The sequence below is a fragment of the Rhizobacter sp. Root404 genome, assembly GCF_001425865.1.
GTDB lineage: Bacteria > Pseudomonadota > Gammaproteobacteria > Burkholderiales > Burkholderiaceae_C > LMDS01.
This window is the reverse complement of sequence record NZ_LMDS01000004.1, coordinates 636116-653300: the sequence shown is the minus strand read 5'-3', so window position 1 is coordinate 653300 and position 17185 is coordinate 636116. Positions and strand designations below refer to the sequence as shown.

Annotated in this window: 17 protein-coding genes; 9 read left to right on the top strand and 8 right to left on the bottom strand. The window is 70.1% G+C overall.

What is annotated here, in order from left to right:
- Window position 1: 1 nt before the first annotated feature.
- Entirely contained in the window at window positions 2-1579 is a 1578-nt protein-coding gene (gene ahpF, locus ASC76_RS07665; RefSeq protein ID WP_056464524.1) for an alkyl hydroperoxide reductase subunit F, read from the top strand.
- Between the two features lie 37 nt (window positions 1580-1616).
- Here the strand turns inward: ahpF and rarD are convergent, their stop codons facing one another.
- Window positions 1617-2516 (bottom strand): EamA family transporter RarD, encoded by a 900-nt coding sequence (rarD, locus tag ASC76_RS07660; protein ID WP_056464522.1) that lies wholly within the window; start codon window positions 2514-2516, stop codon window positions 1617-1619.
- A gap of 7 nt (window positions 2517-2523) precedes the next feature.
- Window positions 2524-4173, bottom strand: coding sequence for a 3-(methylthio)propionyl-CoA ligase (locus ASC76_RS07655; protein ID WP_056464520.1), 1650 nt, complete (start codon window positions 4171-4173; stop codon window positions 2524-2526).
- A 302-nt stretch (window positions 4174-4475) separates the two neighbouring features.
- Here ASC76_RS07655 and ASC76_RS07650 point away from each other — a divergent pair, with 302 nt between their 5' ends.
- Window positions 4476-5012: a hypothetical protein gene (locus tag ASC76_RS07650; RefSeq protein WP_056464518.1), complete on the top strand. Its 537-nt coding sequence runs from the start codon at window positions 4476-4478 to the stop codon at window positions 5010-5012.
- On the opposite strand, the gene ASC76_RS07645 is transcribed toward ASC76_RS07650, so the two are convergent.
- Both ASC76_RS07645 and ASC76_RS07640 read right to left on the bottom strand, forming a co-directional pair.
- Window positions 5013-5417 (bottom strand): YchJ family metal-binding protein, encoded by a 405-nt coding sequence (locus ASC76_RS07645; protein ID WP_157615650.1) that lies wholly within the window; start codon window positions 5415-5417, stop codon window positions 5013-5015. It lies immediately after the preceding gene.
- Window positions 5399-6343, bottom strand: coding sequence for a helix-turn-helix domain-containing GNAT family N-acetyltransferase (locus ASC76_RS07640; protein ID WP_056464514.1), 945 nt, complete (start codon window positions 6341-6343; stop codon window positions 5399-5401). Before ASC76_RS07640 ends, ASC76_RS07645 begins: the two co-directional genes overlap by 19 nt.
- Window positions 6344-6436: 93 nt before the next feature.
- On the opposite strand from ASC76_RS07640, the gene imuA reads away from it, so the two are divergent.
- From imuA to ASC76_RS26120, 3 genes are all read left to right on the top strand, one after another.
- On the top strand, window positions 6437-7330 hold the full coding sequence (gene imuA / locus ASC76_RS07635) for a translesion DNA synthesis-associated protein ImuA (protein WP_056464513.1): 894 nt from the start codon (window positions 6437-6439) through the stop codon (window positions 7328-7330).
- 66 nt (window positions 7331-7396) lie between these two features.
- Window positions 7397-8002, top strand: coding sequence for a hypothetical protein (locus tag ASC76_RS26125; RefSeq protein WP_235580384.1), 606 nt, complete (start codon window positions 7397-7399; stop codon window positions 8000-8002).
- Window positions 7984-8955, top strand: coding sequence for a DNA polymerase Y family protein (locus tag ASC76_RS26120; protein ID WP_235580383.1), 972 nt, complete (start codon window positions 7984-7986; stop codon window positions 8953-8955). Before ASC76_RS26125 ends, ASC76_RS26120 begins: the two co-directional genes overlap by 19 nt.
- On the opposite strand, the gene ASC76_RS07625 is transcribed toward ASC76_RS26120, so the two are convergent.
- Genes ASC76_RS07625 through ASC76_RS07610 form a run of 4 tightly spaced genes read right to left on the bottom strand, consistent with a single transcriptional unit; the run spans window position 8956 to window position 13079 of the window.
- Window positions 8956-10011 carry a VWA domain-containing protein gene (locus ASC76_RS07625; RefSeq protein ID WP_235580382.1) on the bottom strand — a complete coding sequence of 352 codons (1056 nt, stop codon included), beginning with the start codon at window positions 10009-10011 and terminating at the stop codon, window positions 8956-8958.
- On the bottom strand, window positions 10008-11012 hold the full coding sequence (locus tag ASC76_RS07620) for a DUF58 domain-containing protein (protein WP_056464510.1): 1005 nt from the start codon (window positions 11010-11012) through the stop codon (window positions 10008-10010). Before ASC76_RS07620 ends, ASC76_RS07625 begins: the two co-directional genes overlap by 4 nt.
- Before the next feature lie 21 nt (window positions 11013-11033).
- Window positions 11034-12035: a MoxR family ATPase gene (locus ASC76_RS07615; protein ID WP_056464508.1), complete on the bottom strand. Its 1002-nt coding sequence runs from the start codon at window positions 12033-12035 to the stop codon at window positions 11034-11036.
- 24 nt (window positions 12036-12059) lie between these two features.
- Window positions 12060-13079 carry a S1C family serine protease gene (locus ASC76_RS07610; RefSeq protein WP_056464506.1) on the bottom strand — a complete coding sequence of 340 codons (1020 nt, stop codon included), beginning with the start codon at window positions 13077-13079 and terminating at the stop codon, window positions 12060-12062.
- Window positions 13080-13235: 156 nt separating this feature from the next.
- On the opposite strand from ASC76_RS07610, the gene ASC76_RS07605 reads away from it, so the two are divergent.
- From ASC76_RS07605 to ASC76_RS07590, 4 genes are read left to right on the top strand one after another with little or no spacing between them, the layout of a single operon-like run.
- Window positions 13236-14066, top strand: a complete 831-nt coding sequence (locus tag ASC76_RS07605; RefSeq protein ID WP_056464504.1) for a TatD family hydrolase — start codon at window positions 13236-13238, stop codon at window positions 14064-14066.
- On the top strand, window positions 14063-14560 hold the full coding sequence (locus ASC76_RS07600; protein WP_056464502.1) for a DNA-deoxyinosine glycosylase: 498 nt from the start codon (window positions 14063-14065) through the stop codon (window positions 14558-14560). The genes ASC76_RS07605 and ASC76_RS07600 overlap by 4 nt, the downstream gene beginning before the upstream one ends.
- Window positions 14557-15354 carry a spermidine synthase gene (locus ASC76_RS07595; protein ID WP_056464500.1) on the top strand — a complete coding sequence of 266 codons (798 nt, stop codon included), beginning with the start codon at window positions 14557-14559 and terminating at the stop codon, window positions 15352-15354. Before ASC76_RS07600 ends, ASC76_RS07595 begins: the two co-directional genes overlap by 4 nt.
- A 15-nt stretch (window positions 15355-15369) precedes the next feature.
- A complete protein-coding gene (locus ASC76_RS07590; protein WP_056464497.1) occupies window positions 15370-17163 on the top strand; it encodes a GspE/PulE family protein in 1794 nt (597 codons plus the stop codon).
- Window positions 17164-17185 lie beyond the last annotated feature (22 nt).

Below are 17185 nucleotides of genomic sequence, written 5' to 3'. Positions count from 1 at the left end.
GATGTTGGACGCAAGCCTGAAAGCGCAGTTGGGGGCCTACCTCGAACGCGTGAAGCTGCCTTTCGAGATCACCGCGTCGCTGGACGACAGCGCCGCCGCCCAGGAGATGCATGGCCTGTTGCAGGACATCGTCTCGCTGTGCGACAAGATCACCCTCAGGACCGACGGCACGGATGCCCGCAAGCCGTCGTTCTCGCTCAACCGTGTCGGCGAAGCGCCGCGCATCCGGTTCGCGGCGATCCCGATGGGGCATGAGTTCACCTCGCTGGTGCTGGCGCTGCTGCAGGTCGGCGGCCACCCGCCGAAGATCGAGGCCGAGCTGATCGAGCAGATCAGGAATCTCGATGCCGACTTCCGCTTCGAGACTTACATGTCCCTCACCTGCCACAACTGCCCTGACGTGGTGCAGGCGCTGAACCTGATGGCGGTGCTGAACCCGCGCATCACCAGCGTCGTGATCGACGGTGGGCTGTTCCAGCAGGAAGTGGAAGCGCGCCAGATCCTGGCGGTCCCGATGGTGTTCCTGAACGGCGAGCACTTCGGCCAGGGCCGGATGGACGTGGAAGAGATCGTCAAGAAGCTCGACACCGGCGCCAGTTCGCGTGACGCCGCCAAGCTGAACGCCAAGCCGCCTTACGACGTGCTGATTGTCGGCGGTGGGCCGGCCGGCGCAGCCGCGGCCGTCTACGCCGCGCGCAAGGGCATCTGCACCGCCATGCTGGCCGAGCGCATGGGCGGGCAGACGATGGACACGATGAGCATCGAGAACTTCATCTCGGTGCTGGAGACCGACGGGCCGAAGTTCGCCGCCGCGCTGGAGCAGCACGCGAAGCAGTACGACGTCGAGATCCTGAACCTGCAGCGCGCCGAGAAACTGATCCCGGCGAGCGAGGCCGGCGGTCTGGTCGGCGTGCAGCTCGCCAACGGCGCGACGCTGAAGAGCAAGACCGTGATCCTGTCGACCGGCGCGCGCTGGCGCGAGGTCAACGTGCCCGGTGAGCAGGAGTACCGCAACAAGGGCGTGGCCTACTGCCCTCACTGCGACGGTCCGCTGTTCAAGGGCAAGCGCGTGGCGGTGATCGGCGGCGGCAACTCCGGCGTCGAGGCGGCGATCGACCTCGCCGGCATCGTCGGCCATGTCACGCTGCTGGAGTTCGGCGATGCCCTGCGCGCCGACGCGGTGCTGGTCGCCAAGCTGAAGAGCCTGAAGAACGTCGACATCCACACCCAGGCACAGACCACCGAGATCACCGGTGCCGATGGCAAGGTCAACGGCCTGACCTACACCGACCGCGCAAGTGGCAAGTCGAAGCGCGTCGAGCTCGAAGGCGTGTTCGTGCAGATCGGCCTGGTACCGAACTCCGAGTGGCTGAAGGGCACGCTGGAGCTGTCGCGCCATGGCGAGATCGTCGTCGACAGCCGCGGCCAGACCTCGCTGCCGGGCGTGTTCGCCGCAGGCGACGTGACGACCGTGCCGTTCAAGCAGATCATCATCGCGACCGGCGACGGGGCGAAGGCCGCGCTCGGCGCGTTCGATCACCTGATCCGCAGTTCGGTGTCGGAGGCGGTCGCCGGCTGAGCGGGGCCAGCGCCGGGCCGCCCCAAGCGGCCCCGCGTTACCTCGGGGGATCGACGAACGTACTCGTTCGGCGAGGGGCACTGTGTCGCCAGCCATCGAACGTGTAGATCACCAGCGCGAGCCAGATGCAGGCGAAGCTGATCAGGCGCGCGCCACCGAACGGTTCACCGAACGCCCACACACCGACCGCGAGCTGGATCGTCGGGCCGATGTATTGCAGCAGGCCCAGCGCCGTCATCGACAGCCGGCGCGCGCCCGCCGCGAACAGCAGCAGCGGCACCGCGGTGAGGGGGCCGAGCGCGATCAGCCAGACGTTGGTCGCGAGCGCGTCCGCCGGGAACAGGCCCGTCCCGGCGCGCGCCCAGTAGAGCAGGGCGGCCAGCGCCAGCGGCCCCAGCACGATCGTCTCCAGCGTCAGTCCTTCCAGCGGCCCGAGCGCCGCGACCTTGCGCAGCAGCCCGTAGCACGCGAACGTGATGCCGAGCACCAGCGCGATCCACGGCAACTTGCCGGTCTGCATCGTGAGCCACGCGACGCCGAATGCGGCGATCGCCAGCGCGATCCACTGCACCCGGCGCGGGCGCTCCTTGAGCAGCGTGTAGCCCAGCAGCACGTTGAACAGCGGCGTGATGAAGTAGCCCAGGCTCGCGTCGATCACGTGGTCGTTGTTGACCGACCAGATGTAGGTCAGCCAGTTCGCCGCGATCAGCAGCGCACTGGCGGTGAACGCCGCCAGCACCTTCGGCTGGCGCAGCACCTGCGGGAACCACGTCCACTGCCGCCGCAGCGTCAGCACACCCGCCAGGAACAGCATGCACCAAACGATCCGGTGTGCGAGCACCTCGCCGGGCGGGATGCCGGTGACGAGTCGGAAGTAGAGCGGGAACAGCCCCCACCAGACGAAGGCGAGGGATGCGCTGAGGGCGCCGAGGTGCAAACCGGGATCAGTCCTTCTTCGCCGCCAGCAGCGCGTCGCCGAACTGCTCGCGCAGCCGGTTCTTCAGCATCTTGCCGGTCGCACCGAGCGGGATCGCGTCGACGAAGACCACGTCGTCCGGCGTCCACCACTTGGCGATGCGCCCCTCGAAGAACGCGAGCAGCTCGTCGCGGGTCAACTCCGCGCCCGGCTTCTTGACGACGACCAGCAGCGGCCGCTCGTCCCACTTGGCGTGCTTGGCGGCGATGCAGGCCGCCATCGCGACCTTGGGGTTCGCCATCGCGATGTTCTCGAGGTCGATCGAGCCGATCCATTCGCCGCCGGACTTGATCACGTCCTTGCTGCGGTCGGTGATGTGCATGTAGCCGTCGGCGTCGATCGTCGCCACGTCGCCGGTCGGGAACCAGCCGCGCCCCTGCGCGTCCATCACCAGCGGGTTGCCGCCTTCGCCCTTGAAGTACTCGTTGAGGATCCACGGCCCGCGCACCAGCAATTCGCCGGACTGCTTGCCGTCCCACGGCAGCTCCTCGCCGTTCTCGCCGACGATCTTCATGTCCACGCCGTAGACCGCGCGGCCCTGGGTGCTCTGCACCGCCATGCGCTCCTCCGAGCTCATGCCGACGTGCTTGCCCTTGATGACGGCCGCGGTGCCGACCGGGCTCATCTCGGTCATGCCCCAGGCGTGCAGCACGTTGACGTTGTAGCCCTGCTCGAACGCCTTCATCATCGCCGGCGGGCAGGCCGAGCCGCCGATCACGGTGCGGCGCATCGTCGAGAACTTCAGGCCGTTGGATTCGACATACGCCAGCAGCCCTTGCCAGACCGTGGGCACGCCGGCCGAGATCGTGACCTTCTCGGCTTCGAACAACTCGTACAGCGATTTGCCGTCCAGCCCGGCGCCCGGGAAGACCAGCTTCGCGCCCATCATGCAGGCGGCGTACGGCAGGCCCCAGGCGTTGACGTGGAACATCGGCACGACCGGCAGGATGACGTCGCGGGCCGAGACGTTCAGCGCGTCGGGCAGCGCGATGCCGAAGGTGTGCAGCACCGTCGAGCGGTGGCTGTACAGCACGCCCTTGGGGTTGCCGGTGGTGCCGCTGGTGTAGCACAGCGACGAGGCGGTGTTCTCGTCGAACGTCGGCCATGCGAAGGTGTCGCTTCTGGCGTCGACCAGGTCCTCGAAGCAGAGCAGGTTCGGGATCTTCGAGTCCTTCGGCATGTGCGCCCGGTCGGTCATCGCGACAAATGTCTTGACCGTCTTGACCCGGCCGGCGACGGCCTCGACCAGCGGCAGGAAGGTCATGTCGAAGAACAGGACCTGGTCCTCGGCGTGGTCGGCGATGTAGACGACGTGGTCGGGGTGCAACCGCGGGTTCAGCGTGTGCAGCACCGCGCCGGAGCCGCTGACCGCGTAGTACAGCTCCATGTGGCGGTAGCCGTTCCAGGCCAGCGTGGCGACGCGCTCGCCGGGCTTGACGCCCAGCTTCGCGAGTGCGTTCGCCATGCGGCGGGAGCGGGCCGCCAGGTCACGGTAGGTGTAGCGGTGGATGTCGCCCTCGGTGCGCCGGGAGACCACTTCCTGTTCGCCGTGGTGCCGCTCGGCGTGGATCAGCAGCGAGGAAATCAGCAGCGGCTGCGCCATCATCAAACCGTTCATTGACCTTGTCTCCGTGGGTGTTCGAAAGCCAGTTATCCGATCAATTGTGACGCAGCGTCGCGGCTTCGCGATCGGGGCCGCCCCGTAGGATAGGAACGGCAGGGCTTGGCGCGGACGTCCCGGATCGCCGACACACTGTCGTGCGCAGTTCACAGAAGCGACTTCGAACGTGGGGGCGACCCCCAGGCGAGGGATGTCTTGTCACACACGGCGATCGAAAATTGCGGCATGCGTCGAGCCCGTTGTCGCGGGTTCCGCTGCTTTACCGGTGTGGCGACGCTGCCGCCCGGCCAGGAATCGCCATGCCACAGACCTACACCGTTGGAGCCCGTTCGCTGTTTGTTACCGCCACCGCCTGGCTGTTCATCGTGCTGGCGGTGCTGACCAGCATGTCGGCGCTGGTGCAGAACGCCGCGGTGGCGTCGCTGTGGCCGGGCATGCAGGTCGCCGCCGACCGCCTGCCGCTGCTCACCGGATTGCTGATCGGCTACCTGCCGTGGGTGGTGGGTACCGGGCTGGTGATGTCGGTGGCGACGCTCGCCTCGGCGATCGGCCTGCTGATGCGCCTGGACTGGGCGCGGCGCAGCTTCATCGGGCTGCTGGTCGTCGCGATCTTCGCGAACCTGCTCGGCCTGTGGCTGCAGCAGGAGGTGGTGCAGTCGGTCGTCAGCACCACGCTGAGCAGCGCCGCGATCCCGCAGCAGGCGCTCGGGGTGTTCGGCGGCTTCGTCACCGCGGCGCGGGTGATGGCGGTGCTGATGACGTTGGTCGGCTGCGCATTCCTGGGCTGGATCATTCACCGGCTGATGTCCGCGACCGTGCGGCAGGAATTTGCCTGATCACGGCGTGCGGCCATCGACGTAGTACCAGCGACCGTCCTCGCGCACGAAGCGGCTGAGTTCATGGAGCCGCTCGGCGCGCCCGCCGAGCTTGTGGCGGGCGACGAATTCGACGGTCGCGTGGTCGGCGTCGAGCGGCGTGTGGCGCCTGACCTCCAGTCCCAGCCATTTGATCCCGGGCGGATTCGGCGCCAGCGTGGTCGGACGCGTCTCGGGGTGCCAGGTGGCCAGCAGGTAGCCGAGTTCGTCGCGCACGAACGCCGTGTAACGCGATCGCATCAACGCCTCGGCGTCCGGCGCCCGCAGATGCTGCGGGCCGGCGTGGTAGCGGCCGCAACACGCGGCGTACGGCCGCGCATCGGCCGGCGTTCGGCACGGGCAGGCCGTCACAACACCAGCTCCCAGGTTTCGCCGACCAGGTCGTGGCCGAAGCTGTGGTGCGGCTCGCTGTGCGTCAGCACGTAGCCGGCCTTCGCGTAGATGCCGCGGGCGGCGAGCAGGCTCGCGTTGGTCCACAGCATGATCTTGCGGTAGCCGGCGCGGCGGGCGAACTGCGTGCACTCGTCGACCAGGCGCTTGCCCAGGCCCAGCCCGCGGGCCGAGGGCTCGATCAGCAGCATGCGCAGCTGGGCCGTGCCGTCGATCGGGACGGCGTCCGCGTCGGTCCGGGCCTGCACCAGGAAGACGCTGCCGACCGGCACGCCGTCGCGCTCGGCGATCCAGCAGGCTTCGCGGGCCGGGTCGAAGCGGTCGATGAAGTCCGCGGCGATGCGTGCGACCAGCGCCTCGAAGCGCATGTCCCAGCCGTACTCGCCTGCATACAGCGCGCCGTGGCGCGAGACGACCCAGCCGATGTCGCCGGCGCGGTGCGGGCGCAGCGTGCAGGGCGACGCGCTGCGTTCCTCCGGGCTGGCGAGCAGGCGCTCGATGCCGGTCATCGACGCCAGCAGATGCTGCTGTTGGGTCTCGTCGAGCGCGGCCAGCAGGGCGGCCACGTCTTGCCGGGATCGGGCGTCGAGCGGTGCAAACGCCCGCCGGCCGGCGGGCGTCAGGCTCAGGTGCTGCTGGCGCCCGTCGTCGGTCGAGCGGGTGCTGCGGATCAGGCCGCGCGTCTTGAAGGCGGTGAGCAGGCGGCTCAGGTAGCCGGGGTCGAGTTCGAGCGTGCGGGAGAGTTCGGCGGCGGTCAGGTCGTCGCGGTGCGCCAGTTCCCACAGCAGGCGCGATTCGGTCAGCGTGAAGCTTGAGTCGAGCAGGCCTTCGTGCAGCACCCCGATGCGGCGGGTGTAGAAGCGGTTGAAGCGGCGGATGGTGTCGATGCGGGCGTCGGGCATGAACCGATTCTTTCGCAGATGATTGCCAAAAGCAATTAGTTTGAGGACCTGAGGCGCTTGCGCTGAATACTGTATGAACGTACAGTCTTTCGCATGGACCCGCTGCCCCTGTTCGCCGACTTGCCGCCTTTGCGGGGCGCGAGCGCTGCGCGGGCGCTGTACCGACCGGGGGCCGACGTGGCGAGCATGCCGGTACCGGCGCCGGTGCCCGTGCCGCCGGCACCTGCCAGGCCCGAACTCCGCCCCGAGAGCCTGCACCCCAGCCTGTGGCTAGGGCACCAGTTGGCGCGCCATGCCGAGGCCGCCGTCCCGACCGGTTTTGCCGCGCTCGACGCCCAGTTGCCGGGTGCCGGCTGGCCGCGCCGCGCGCTCAGCGAGGTGCTGCTGCCGCACCCGGGCGTCGGCGAGATCCGGCTGCTCGCGCCCAGCCTCGTCGCCACCCAGAAGGCGGGCCGGCTGGTGATGCTGTTCGATCCGCCGGCCGATCTGTCCGCGGTGGCGTTCGAGCGGCTCGGCTTCGCCGTCGAGGACCTGCTGATCATCCACACCCGGGCGCGCGTCGTACCGGGCTCGGACAGCCTGTGGGCGCTCGAGCAGGCGCTCAAGAGCGGCCATGTCGGCGCCGTGCTGGCATGGCTGCCGCCGCGCTTGCGGGCCGAGCGGCTGCGCCGTCTGCAGCTCGCCGCCCATGCCCACGACGGCCCGGCCTTCGTGCTGTGCGAGATGAGCGCGGCGCAACGTCCTACCGCCGCACCGTTGCGGCTGGCGCTGCGCCCGGCGGCGGCCGACGTGCTCTCGGTGCGCGTGCTCAAGCGTCGCGGCCCGCTGCTCGAGCGTCCGCTGCTGCTCGAGCTGCCGCCGGTGCGCCCGCTGTCCACGCCACGGCGGAGCCCCGCTCATGCCGATGCCACCGCGCATGCCGCCGCCGGGGCGCCCGCGCGTTCCGGTCTGCCGGCCGCGACCTTCGTCAACCTCGCGGTCGGTTGAGCGCGATGCCGGCGGCCCGCCCGTGCACGCGACGCTTCTCCATTCCTCCGTCGTCCGGCCTGCACCGTGCTCTGGATCGCCCTGCACCTGCCGGCGTTGTCGCTCGAATCGTTCGCGGCCACGCTGCCGCACGACGCCGCGCGCCCGCCGCCGCTGGCGCTGCTCGATGGGCACGCGATCAGCGCCGCCAACGCTGCCGCACGCGCACTCGGCGTCAAGCCCGGGCTGAAGCGCGCCACCGCGCTGGCGCTGGCGCCGCACATCACGCTCGGCCAGGCCGATCCGCAGCGTGATGCGCAGGCGCTGTCCGCGGTCGCGCACGCCGCGCTCGCGTTCACGCCCACCGTGGTGATCCAGCCGCCGAGCGAGGCCGCGCCGGACGACACGCCCCACACCGTGCTGCTCGAGGTGCAGGCCAGCCTGCGCTACTTCGGCGGCCTGCCGGTGCTGCTGAAGCGGCTGCACCAGGCCCTCGCGCCGCTCGGCCACCGCGTCAACAGCGTCAGCGCTGCACGGCGCTCGGCGCGGCGCTGCTCGCGCGGGTCCAGACCCGGCTGGATTGCGGCGATCTGGCGGCCACGCAAAAGGCGCTCGACCGGGCGCCGGTCTGGCTGCTCGGCCCCGGCCGCATCCACTGGGAGGCGCTGCAGGGCATGGGCCTGCGCACCATAGCCGACTTGCGCGCCGTGCCGCGCGACGGCCTGGCGCGCCGCTTCGGCGAGGTCGTGCTCGGCGAACTCGACCGCGCGCTGGGCACCCGGCCCGACCCGCGCGAGGCCGTCGTGCTGCCCGCCACCTTCGAGAGCCGGCTCGAACTCTGCGCCCGGGCCGACACCACCGAGCAGCTGCTGCACGGCGCCAGCGTGCTGCTGGCGCGGCTGGTGGCGTGGCTGTCGGCGCGGCATGCATTCGTGCGCCGCTTCACCTTGCGCATGGCGCATGAGCGGCGCTCGCGGCGCGACGAGTCGGGCGTCACGTCCACCGCGCTCGACATCGCACTGGCCGAACCCTCGCGCGATCCGGTGCACCTGCAGGTGCTGCTGCGCGAACGCCTGGCCTCACTGCAACTGCCGGCACCGACGCTCGACCTGTCGCTGCATGCCGACGACATCGCCCAGCGTGCGCCGCCGAACACCGAGCTGTTCCCCACGCCGGCCGCCGAGCACGAGGGGCTGACGCGGCTGATCGAGCGCCTGCAGGCGCGCCTCGGCCGCGACCAGATCCGCCGGCTCGTGCCGCTGCCCGACCACCGCCCCGAGCGCGCCACCACCACCTGCAGCGCCGACGCGCAGATCCGCCCGGCGCGCGCCCGCGGCGGCGCGGCGCTGGCGACCGCGCCCATGCTGAGCTTGCACGCCGTGCGGCCGGTGTGGCTGCTGCAGCGCCCCGAGCCGTTGCGCGAGCGCGAGCACCAGGGCGACCGCGAGCCGCTGGTCGATGGCCAGCCGCTGCAACTGGTGAGCGGCCCCGAGCGCATCGAGTCCGGCTGGTGGGACGGCGAGCGCATCGAGCGCGACTACTTCATCGCCGAGCTGCCGGACGGCGCGCTGGTGTGGGTCTACTGTTCGCGCGTACCGCTCGGGCAGGCCGAGCCGCGCTGGTTTTTGCAGGGGCGGTTCGGCTGATCAGGCCACCCGCCCGAACCACCACACCGACAAGCCGGCAGCAAGCACCACCAGCAATGCGCCTGCTGCGGCGAACAGCGCGCTGATCTCGGTCTCTTTCTTCTCGACAATCAGCCGGGTCGACAGCCCCTGGTAGACCTGCTTCAGGTCGGCCGCGGTGCCGGCGTAGTAGTAGTCGGCGCGGGTCATGTTCGAGATGTTCTTCAGCGTGTCCTCGTCGAGCCGCACCCGCATCGACCAGCCCTCGAAGCCGATGGTCTCGCCCTCCTTGGTGCCGATGCCGACCGTGTAGACGCGCACGCCGCGGTCGGCGGCCATCTTCGCGGCTTCCACGGGATCCGGGCCGGTGGTGCGCTGGCCGTCGGTCAGCAGGATGATCGCGGCCGAGCCGTACGAGCCGGGCGGCACCGGCGTGAACACCGGCTTGGGCTTGTCGCCCGGGGCCGGCGGCATTTCGCGCTGGCCGGTGATCTGCGAGAGGTCGATGCCGGCGTCCGGGAACAGCGTGGCCAGCGACAGCACGATGCCGCTGCCGATCGCGGTGCCGCGCTGCAGCTGGAAGCGCTCGATCGCGGCGACCACGTCCTCGCGGCTCAGCGTCGGCGCCTGCACCACCGCAGCGGTGCCGGCGAACTGCACGACGGCGATGCGCACGGTGCGCGGCAGGTCGGCCACGAACGCCTTGGCGGCCTCCTTTGCGGCGGTCATGCGGTCGGGCTGGACGTCGGTCGCGCGCATGCTGCCCGAGACGTCGATCGCCAACACGATCGTCTTCTCGGCGGTCGGCAGCGTGATCACGGCGGCGGGGCGGCCGGCGGCGATCAGCAGCGCCGTGATCGCGGTCAGCAGCAGCGCCGGCGGCAGGTGACGGCGCCATGCGACGCTCTTGCCCATCGCCTCCTTGACCAGGCCGAGGCTGGCGTAGCGCAGCGACGACTTCTTGCGCCGGCGCAGCAGCCAGACATACAGCAGCACCAGCAACGGCACGGCGATCAGGCCCCAAAGCATCTCGGGCCAGAGGAAGGTCACCGGCAGCTTGAAAGGCAGGTCGTTCATGGGGGCGCTCCTGCCCAGGACGAGAGATGCACCGCCGCCTGCCCGGCGCGCCCGGTGCGGCCGCTCCAGTTGGCGAGCCGGCTGCGCTGCTTGCGCAGATCGGCGAAGCGCAGGATCGCATCCATCAGATTGTCGTCGGTCGCGAGTTCGAGCGTGTCGACGCCGGCGCGCGCCAGACCTTCACGCAGCGCGGCCTCGCGCTTCTCGGCGGCGGCGGCGAAGCGCGTGCGGAAACCGCGGTCGTGGGTGTCGACGACGAGCTGCTCGCCGCTCTCTGCATCGCGCATCGTGACCAGGCCGATGTCCGGCAGCTCCATCTCGAGCGGGTCGTACAGGCGCACGGCGGTCACCTCGTGGCGCATCGCGAGCTGCGCGAGCGCCTTGTCCCAGCCCGGTGCGCTGATGAAATCGGAGACGACGAAGATGCTGCTGCGCCGCTTGACGACGCCCTGCGCCGCGACGAGCAGATCGCGCAGGTTGGTGGCACCGGCCGCCGTCTGCTCGGGCCGCTGCCCCATGCGCTGCAGCAGGTTCAGCACGTGCAGGCGGCCGTTCCCGGCGGGCAGCACCGTGTCGACCTCGGTGCCGTAGAGCAGGGCGCCGACGCGGTTGCCGTGGCGCGTGAGCAGCCGCGCCAGCACGCCGACGAACTCGCGCGCGACCTCCCGCTTGGTCAGCTGGTCGGAACCGAAATCGACGCTCGCGCTCAGGTCGACGAGGAACCACGCCGTCAGCTCGCGGTCTTCGGTGAACTGCCGCACGTAGGGCTGCTGCAGGCGCGCGGTGACGTTCCAGTCGATGTGGCGGACGTCGTCGTGGTGCTGGTACTCGCGCAGGTCGGCCAGGTCCAGGCCGGCGCCACGGAACAACGTGCGGTAGTCGCCCTGCAGCAGGCCGTCCAGGCGGCGGATGACCGTCCACTCGAGGTGCCGCAGCAGCGCGTCGGCACTTCGGGCGCGCGGGGTGGCGGCAGCGGTGGTCGGCGGGACGGCGGCGTTCATGGCGACGAAGGGTTGCGCCGCTCAGGCCGCCGACGTGGCCAGCGGCTTGTCGGGCACCGGGATCTTCTTCATGACCTTCTGCACGATCGCGTCGGCGGTCAGGCCGTCGGCGAGTGCCTCGTACGACAGCACCAGGCGGTGGCGGAACACATCGCCGACCAGGCCGGTCATGTCCTCGGGCAGCGCGTAGCCGCGCCCGCGCATGAAGGCCAGCGCCCGTGCGCCTTCGATCAGTCCGATGGTGGCGCGCGGGCTGGCGCCGTAGGTCAGGTACTTGGCGATGTCGCCGAGTTCGTAGCGGTCGGGCCGGCGCGTGGCGCTGACCAGCTTCACGGCGTACTGGATCAGTGACGGGTCGACATACACCTTGCGGCACTCCTGCTGCAGTTCCGCGAGCTGTCCCATGCTGGCGACGGCCGTGACCGCGGTGGCGGCGCCGGTGACGCGCTGCGCGATCACGAACTCCTCTTCCTCGCTCGGGTAGTCGACCAGCACCTTCATCATGAAGCGGTCGACCTGCGCCTCCGGCAGCGGGTAGGTGCCTTCGGTCTCGATCGGGTTCTGGGTCGCCATCACGAGGAAGGGTTCGGGCACCTTGTGCGTTTCGCCGGCGATCGTGACCTGGCGCTCCTGCATCACCTCGAGCAGCGCGCTCTGCACCTTGGCCGGGGCGCGGTTGATCTCGTCGGCCAGCAGCAGGTGGGTGAACACCGGGCCGAGCGAGGTCGAGAACTCGCCGGTGCGCGGGTTGAACACGCGCGTGCCGACCAGGTCGGCCGGCACCAGGTCGGGCGTGAACTGGATGCGCTTGAACGTGCCGCGCAACGTCTGCGCGAGCGTCTTCACCGTCAGCGTCTTCGCCAGGCCCGGCACGCCCTCGACCAGCAGGTGGCCCTGGGCCAGCACCGCGACCATCACGCGCTCCAGGAAGTGGTCCTGCCCGACGACGACGCGCTTGACCTCGTACAGGATCTGCTCCATCAGCGTGGAGGCGTGCGTCGCGCTGTTGAGGTTGTCGTTCATGCGTTGGCTCTCGTGAAGGTCGGGTCAGAACGGCGGCATGCCGACGGCCGCGGCGGCGTTCTCGATCGGCACGGCAAAGCCGATGCCGATGAAGGTGCGCTGCTGCGACGGGTTCAGGATCGCGGTGACGATGCCGACGACCTCGCCGTCCATCGTCACCAGGGGACCGCCGGAATTGCCCGGGTTGGCGGCCGCGTCGAACTGGATCAGGTTGGTCATCGTGTGCTTGCCCTCCGGCGAGCGGAACTCGCGCTTCAGGCCGGAGACGATGCCGGACGATGCCGACGGCCCGATGCCGAACGGGAACCCCACCGCCAGCACATGGTCGCCCGGCGACAAGTCGGCGGTGCTGCGCAGCGTGGCCGCGGCGAGATCGTCCGGGATCGTCTTGGCGCGCAGCACCGCAAGGTCGTTCTGCGGCTGGGTGCTGAGGACGATGGCATCGGATTCGGTGCCGTCCATGAAGGTGACCTTGATCCGCCGTGCCCCGTTGACGACGTGCAGGTTGGTCAGGATCGTGCCGTTGTCGATGATGACGACGCCGGTGCCGATGCCGCGCTCCACTGGGTTGCGCAGCTTCGCTGCTTCCTTGTTGTCCTTGGCGCGGCCGGACTTGGCGCTCTTATCGTCCTTGGGAGGCTCGTTGGCCTCCTCGCGATCGGTCCCGTCGTCGCCCTCGGTCATCAGGCCGACCACGCGCACCACCGAGGGCAGGATCGCGTCGTAGGCGGCGGATACCGGGGAGGGCAGCGGCTTCTCCTCGATCGACTTGCGCATCGCCGCGTCGATCTGGGCGATCGTCAGCGCCGGCGGTTGCGGCGTGATCGAGGTGGTCAGCGCGACGCCCGCGGCGATCAGCAGCAGCACCGCGCCGCCCCACACCCGGCGTTCGTTGCGCAGCACGAAGGTCTTCAGGCGGTGACGTCTTGTCACCGTCGCAGGCGCGGGTGCCGCGGTGGCAGGCTCGGCACCCGGCACACCCGCGCCCGGGTCGGCGGTTCGAGCAACGGGGCGCGAGCGGCTGTAAAGCGGTGCCTTCTTCATCGTCAGGTTCCCGAGTGAAACGTCCGATCCGATGCCTGCGCGGTGAGAACCAGACGCAGCAAGAAGCAGGCCTCGTCTATCGCGCTGCTACGGTAGCACGCGCGGCAAGACCTGTCACAGCCGGGGGAGTGCCGCCGCGCCGGGCATCATTCGGACATGTGGACCGACAGCCATTGCCACCTCGACGCCCCGGAGTTCGACGCCGACCGTGACGCCGTCGTGGCGCGCGCGAAGGCCGCCGGCGTGACACAGATCGTCCTGCCGGCCGTGGAGCGGAGCAATTTCGGGACAGTGCGGCAGTTGGCGGACCGGCACGCGTTGAGCTACGCACTCGGCATCCATCCGCTGTTCGTGGACCGCGCCGCAGAGACCGACGTACCGGCGTTGCGGGACGCGCTGCGGATCGCCCTCGATCCGCCGCATCGCGACGCGCGGCTGGTCGGTATCGGCGAGATCGGGCTCGACCACTTCGTCAGAGCCGCGGATCTGGCCAGGCAGGAGCGCTTCTTCGTCGCCCAGCTCGAACTCGCACGCGAATTCGACCTGCCGGTGATCCTGCACTCGCGGCGTTCCGTCGACACGGTGCTCAAGCACTTGCGTGCGATCCGCGTGCGCGGCGGCATCGCTCACGCGTTCAACGGCAGCGCGCAGCAGGCGGCAGTCTTCATCGAGCTCGGCTTCAAGCTGGGTTTCGGCGGCGCGATGACCTTCGACCGCGCGCTGCAGATCCGTCGCCTGGCGCAAACCGTGCCCGCCGACGCGATCGTGCTCGAGACCGACGCGCCCGACATCCCGCCGCACTGGCTGTACCGAACGGCCGCGGAGCGCGCCCAGGGCGCCGCCTCGCGCAACGAGCCGGCCGAGTTGCCGCGCATCGCGCAGACGCTCGCCGCGTTGCGTGGCTGGTCGCTGTCCGAGCTGGCCGAGCGGAGCGCGGCGAACGTGCAGGCCGCCTTGCCCGGGCTCGCGGCCTTGGAGCCCGCGTGAGCGGCGTGCTGGACGGGCTCGAGCCGGTCGTCGACGAGCACACGCGGCTGCTCGTGCTCGGCAGCTTCCCGGGCGTGGCGTCGTTGCAGGCGCAGCAGTACTACGGCCACCCGCGCAACCACTTCTGGCCGATCCTGTCGGCGCTGTGGCAAATCGATCTGCGCGCCGCGAGCTACCCCGAGCGGCTCGCCGAAGTGCGCGCCCGCGGCCTCGGCATCTGGGACGTCTACGCCAGCTGCGAGCGCGAAGGCAGCCTGGACAGCGCGATCCAGAACGCGCGCCTCAACGACCTGGCGAGCCTGAAGCGGCGCGCACCGCGGCTCGAGGCGATCGCGCACAACGGCGGCGAATCCGCCCGCGCGATGCGGCACACTCGCGCGCTCGGCCTGCCGGTGCACCGGCTGCCGTCGACCAGCCCGGCCAACGCGAGCTGGAGTTTCGAACGCAAGCTGGCGGCGTGGCGGGCGGTCTTCGAGGAACACGGAATCGCATGAATGCACGCAGCAGGAAGACCGCAGAACCGGAACTCGCACCGGCGACGATCTCGGAGGCCGACGGCGTGCGCTACCTGCACCTGGGCACGCCGTGGGTGCAGGGCGCGATGCGCATCCGCAAGTCGCTCGCGCTCGAGCTCGAGTACATCCAGCGGATGATGGCGTGGCTCCTGTTGCGCCCCGAGGCCGACATGGCGCGGGGCCATGCGGTGCAGCTGGGTCTGGGGGCCGCGGCGATTACGCGCTTTTGCCATTCGACCTTGCGGATGCGCTGCACTGCGGTCGAGCTGAACGCCAGCGTCATCGACGCGTGCCGCCTGTGGTTCCACCTGCCGGCCGATTCCGCGCGCTTCGCGGTGCTGAACATGGACGCGGCCGAGTTCGTCGCCGACCCGGCGCGGATCGAGTCGGTGCAGGCGCTGTGCGTCGACCTGTACGACCACGACGCCGCCAGCCCGGTGCTCGACAGCGAGGCGTTCTACCGCGACTGTCGCCGCGTGCTGGCCGACGGCGGCGTGATGACCGTCAACCTGTTCGGACGCGATGCGAGCTTCGAGCGCAGCGCGGCGCGCATCGCCGCCGCCTTCGGTGACTCGCAGGTGCTGAGCCTGCGACCGACGCGCGAGGGCAACACCGTCGTCGTCGCGCTGCGCGACGCGCCGCTGCCCGACCGCGCGACGCTGGCCGTGCGCGCGGACGAGATCGAGCGGCGCTTCAAGTTGCCGGCGCGCAAATGGCTGCGCATGATCCGTCCCATCGCGAGCGCCGCGACCGAAACTGAAACTGAGACCTAGGCACACTCGTCCCCCATGAAAGCCGCTGCCAAGCCCACGCCGACTCCCCCGATCGCCCCCGCCGGCAAGCTGGACTGGCGTCTGCTCGTGCAGTGGCTGCGCGACGACGGCCTGGTCAGCGCCGAGGATGCGGAACTGACATCGCGCCGCTTTGCGGGCGGGCAGAGCGCGCAGCACCCGCTGGTGCGCATCGCCAGCGTCAACCTCGTGCGCCAGGGGACGAGCAAGCCGCTCGATATCGAGGCGCTGACCGAGTGGCTGGCTGGCCGCTGCGGCCTGCCGTACATGCGCATCGACCCGCTGCGCGTCGACGTGGGCCGGGTGGCTGAGATCATGTCGATCACCTACGCCGAGCGACGCCACGCGCTGCCGCTGACCGTCGGCTTGAACGAGGTCACGATCGCGACCTGCGAGCCGCTCGACCGCAGCTGGGTGTCCGAGATCGAGGCGCATGCGCGCAAGACCGTGAAGCTCGTGGTCGCGAGCCCGCCGGACCTGGCGCGCTACACGACCGAGTTCTACACCCTGTCGCGCTCGGTGCGCAACGCGATCAAGACCGGCGAGGTCTCGGCGCTTGCGAGCTTCGAGCAGCTGGTCGAGCTCGGCAAGACCAACAAGCAGCTCGACGCCAACGACCAGGGCGTGGTGCAGGTCGTCGACTGGCTGTGGCAGTACGCGTTCGACCAGCGCGCGTCCGACATCCACCTCGAGCCGCGCCGCGAGCGCAGCGTGATCCGCTTCCGCATCGACGGCGTGATGCACACCGTCTACCAGCTGCCCCCCGGCGTGATGAACGCGATGATCGCGCGCGTCAAGCTGCTCGGCCGCATGGACGTGGTCGAGAAGCGCCGCCCGCTCGACGGCCGCATCAAGACCCGCAACCCGAACGGCGACGAGGTCGAGATGCGGCTGGCGACCTTGCCGACCGCGTTCGGCGAGAAGATGGTCATGCGGATCTTCGATCCCGACACCACGGTCAAGTCGATCGACGCGCTCGGGTTCGGCCCGGCTGAGGCCAAGCGCTGGGAGCAGCTGATCACGCAGCCGCACGGCATCATCCTGCTGACCGGGCCGACCGGCTCGGGCAAGACGACGACGTTGTACTCGACGCTGCGCCGCCTGGCGACCGACGAGGTCAATGTCTGCACCATCGAAGACCCGATCGAGATGATCCAGCCCGCGCTGAACCAGACGCAGGTGCAGCCGTCGATCGACCTGAACTTCGCCGAAGGCCTGCGCGCGCTGATGCGGCAGGACCCGGACATCATCATGGTCGGCGAGATCCGCGACCTCGAGACGGCGGAGATGGCGATACAGGCCGCGCTGACCGGCCACCTGGTGTTCAGCACGCTGCACACCAACGACTCGGCCTCGGCGGTGACGCGGCTCGTCGACCTGGGCGTGGCGCCGTACCTGATCGGCTCGACCGTCATCGGCGTGCTCGCGCAGCGCCTGGTGCGCACGCTCTGCCCGGCCTGCAAGCAGCCCGACGACGGGCTGACCCGCGAGCGGCTCGACGAGGTCGTCAAGCCCTGGCGCCTGAGCGGTGCCGTGCGCCCCTATCGGCCGGTCGGTTGCATCGAGTGCCGGATGACCGGTTATCGGGGCCGGGCGGGGCTCTACGAGTTGCTGACGCTCAGCGACGCGGCTCGCGCCGCGATCCATCCCGTTACCGACGCAGCGCGGCTGCGCCAGCAGTCGCTCACCGACGGTTTGCGACCCTTGCGCTTGGCCGGCGTTATGAAGGTCGCCGAGGGCACGACCACGCTCGACGAGGTGCTACGCTCCACCCCCGCCTGGGAGGCCTGACCCTCGTGAAGGCGCAGGGCAG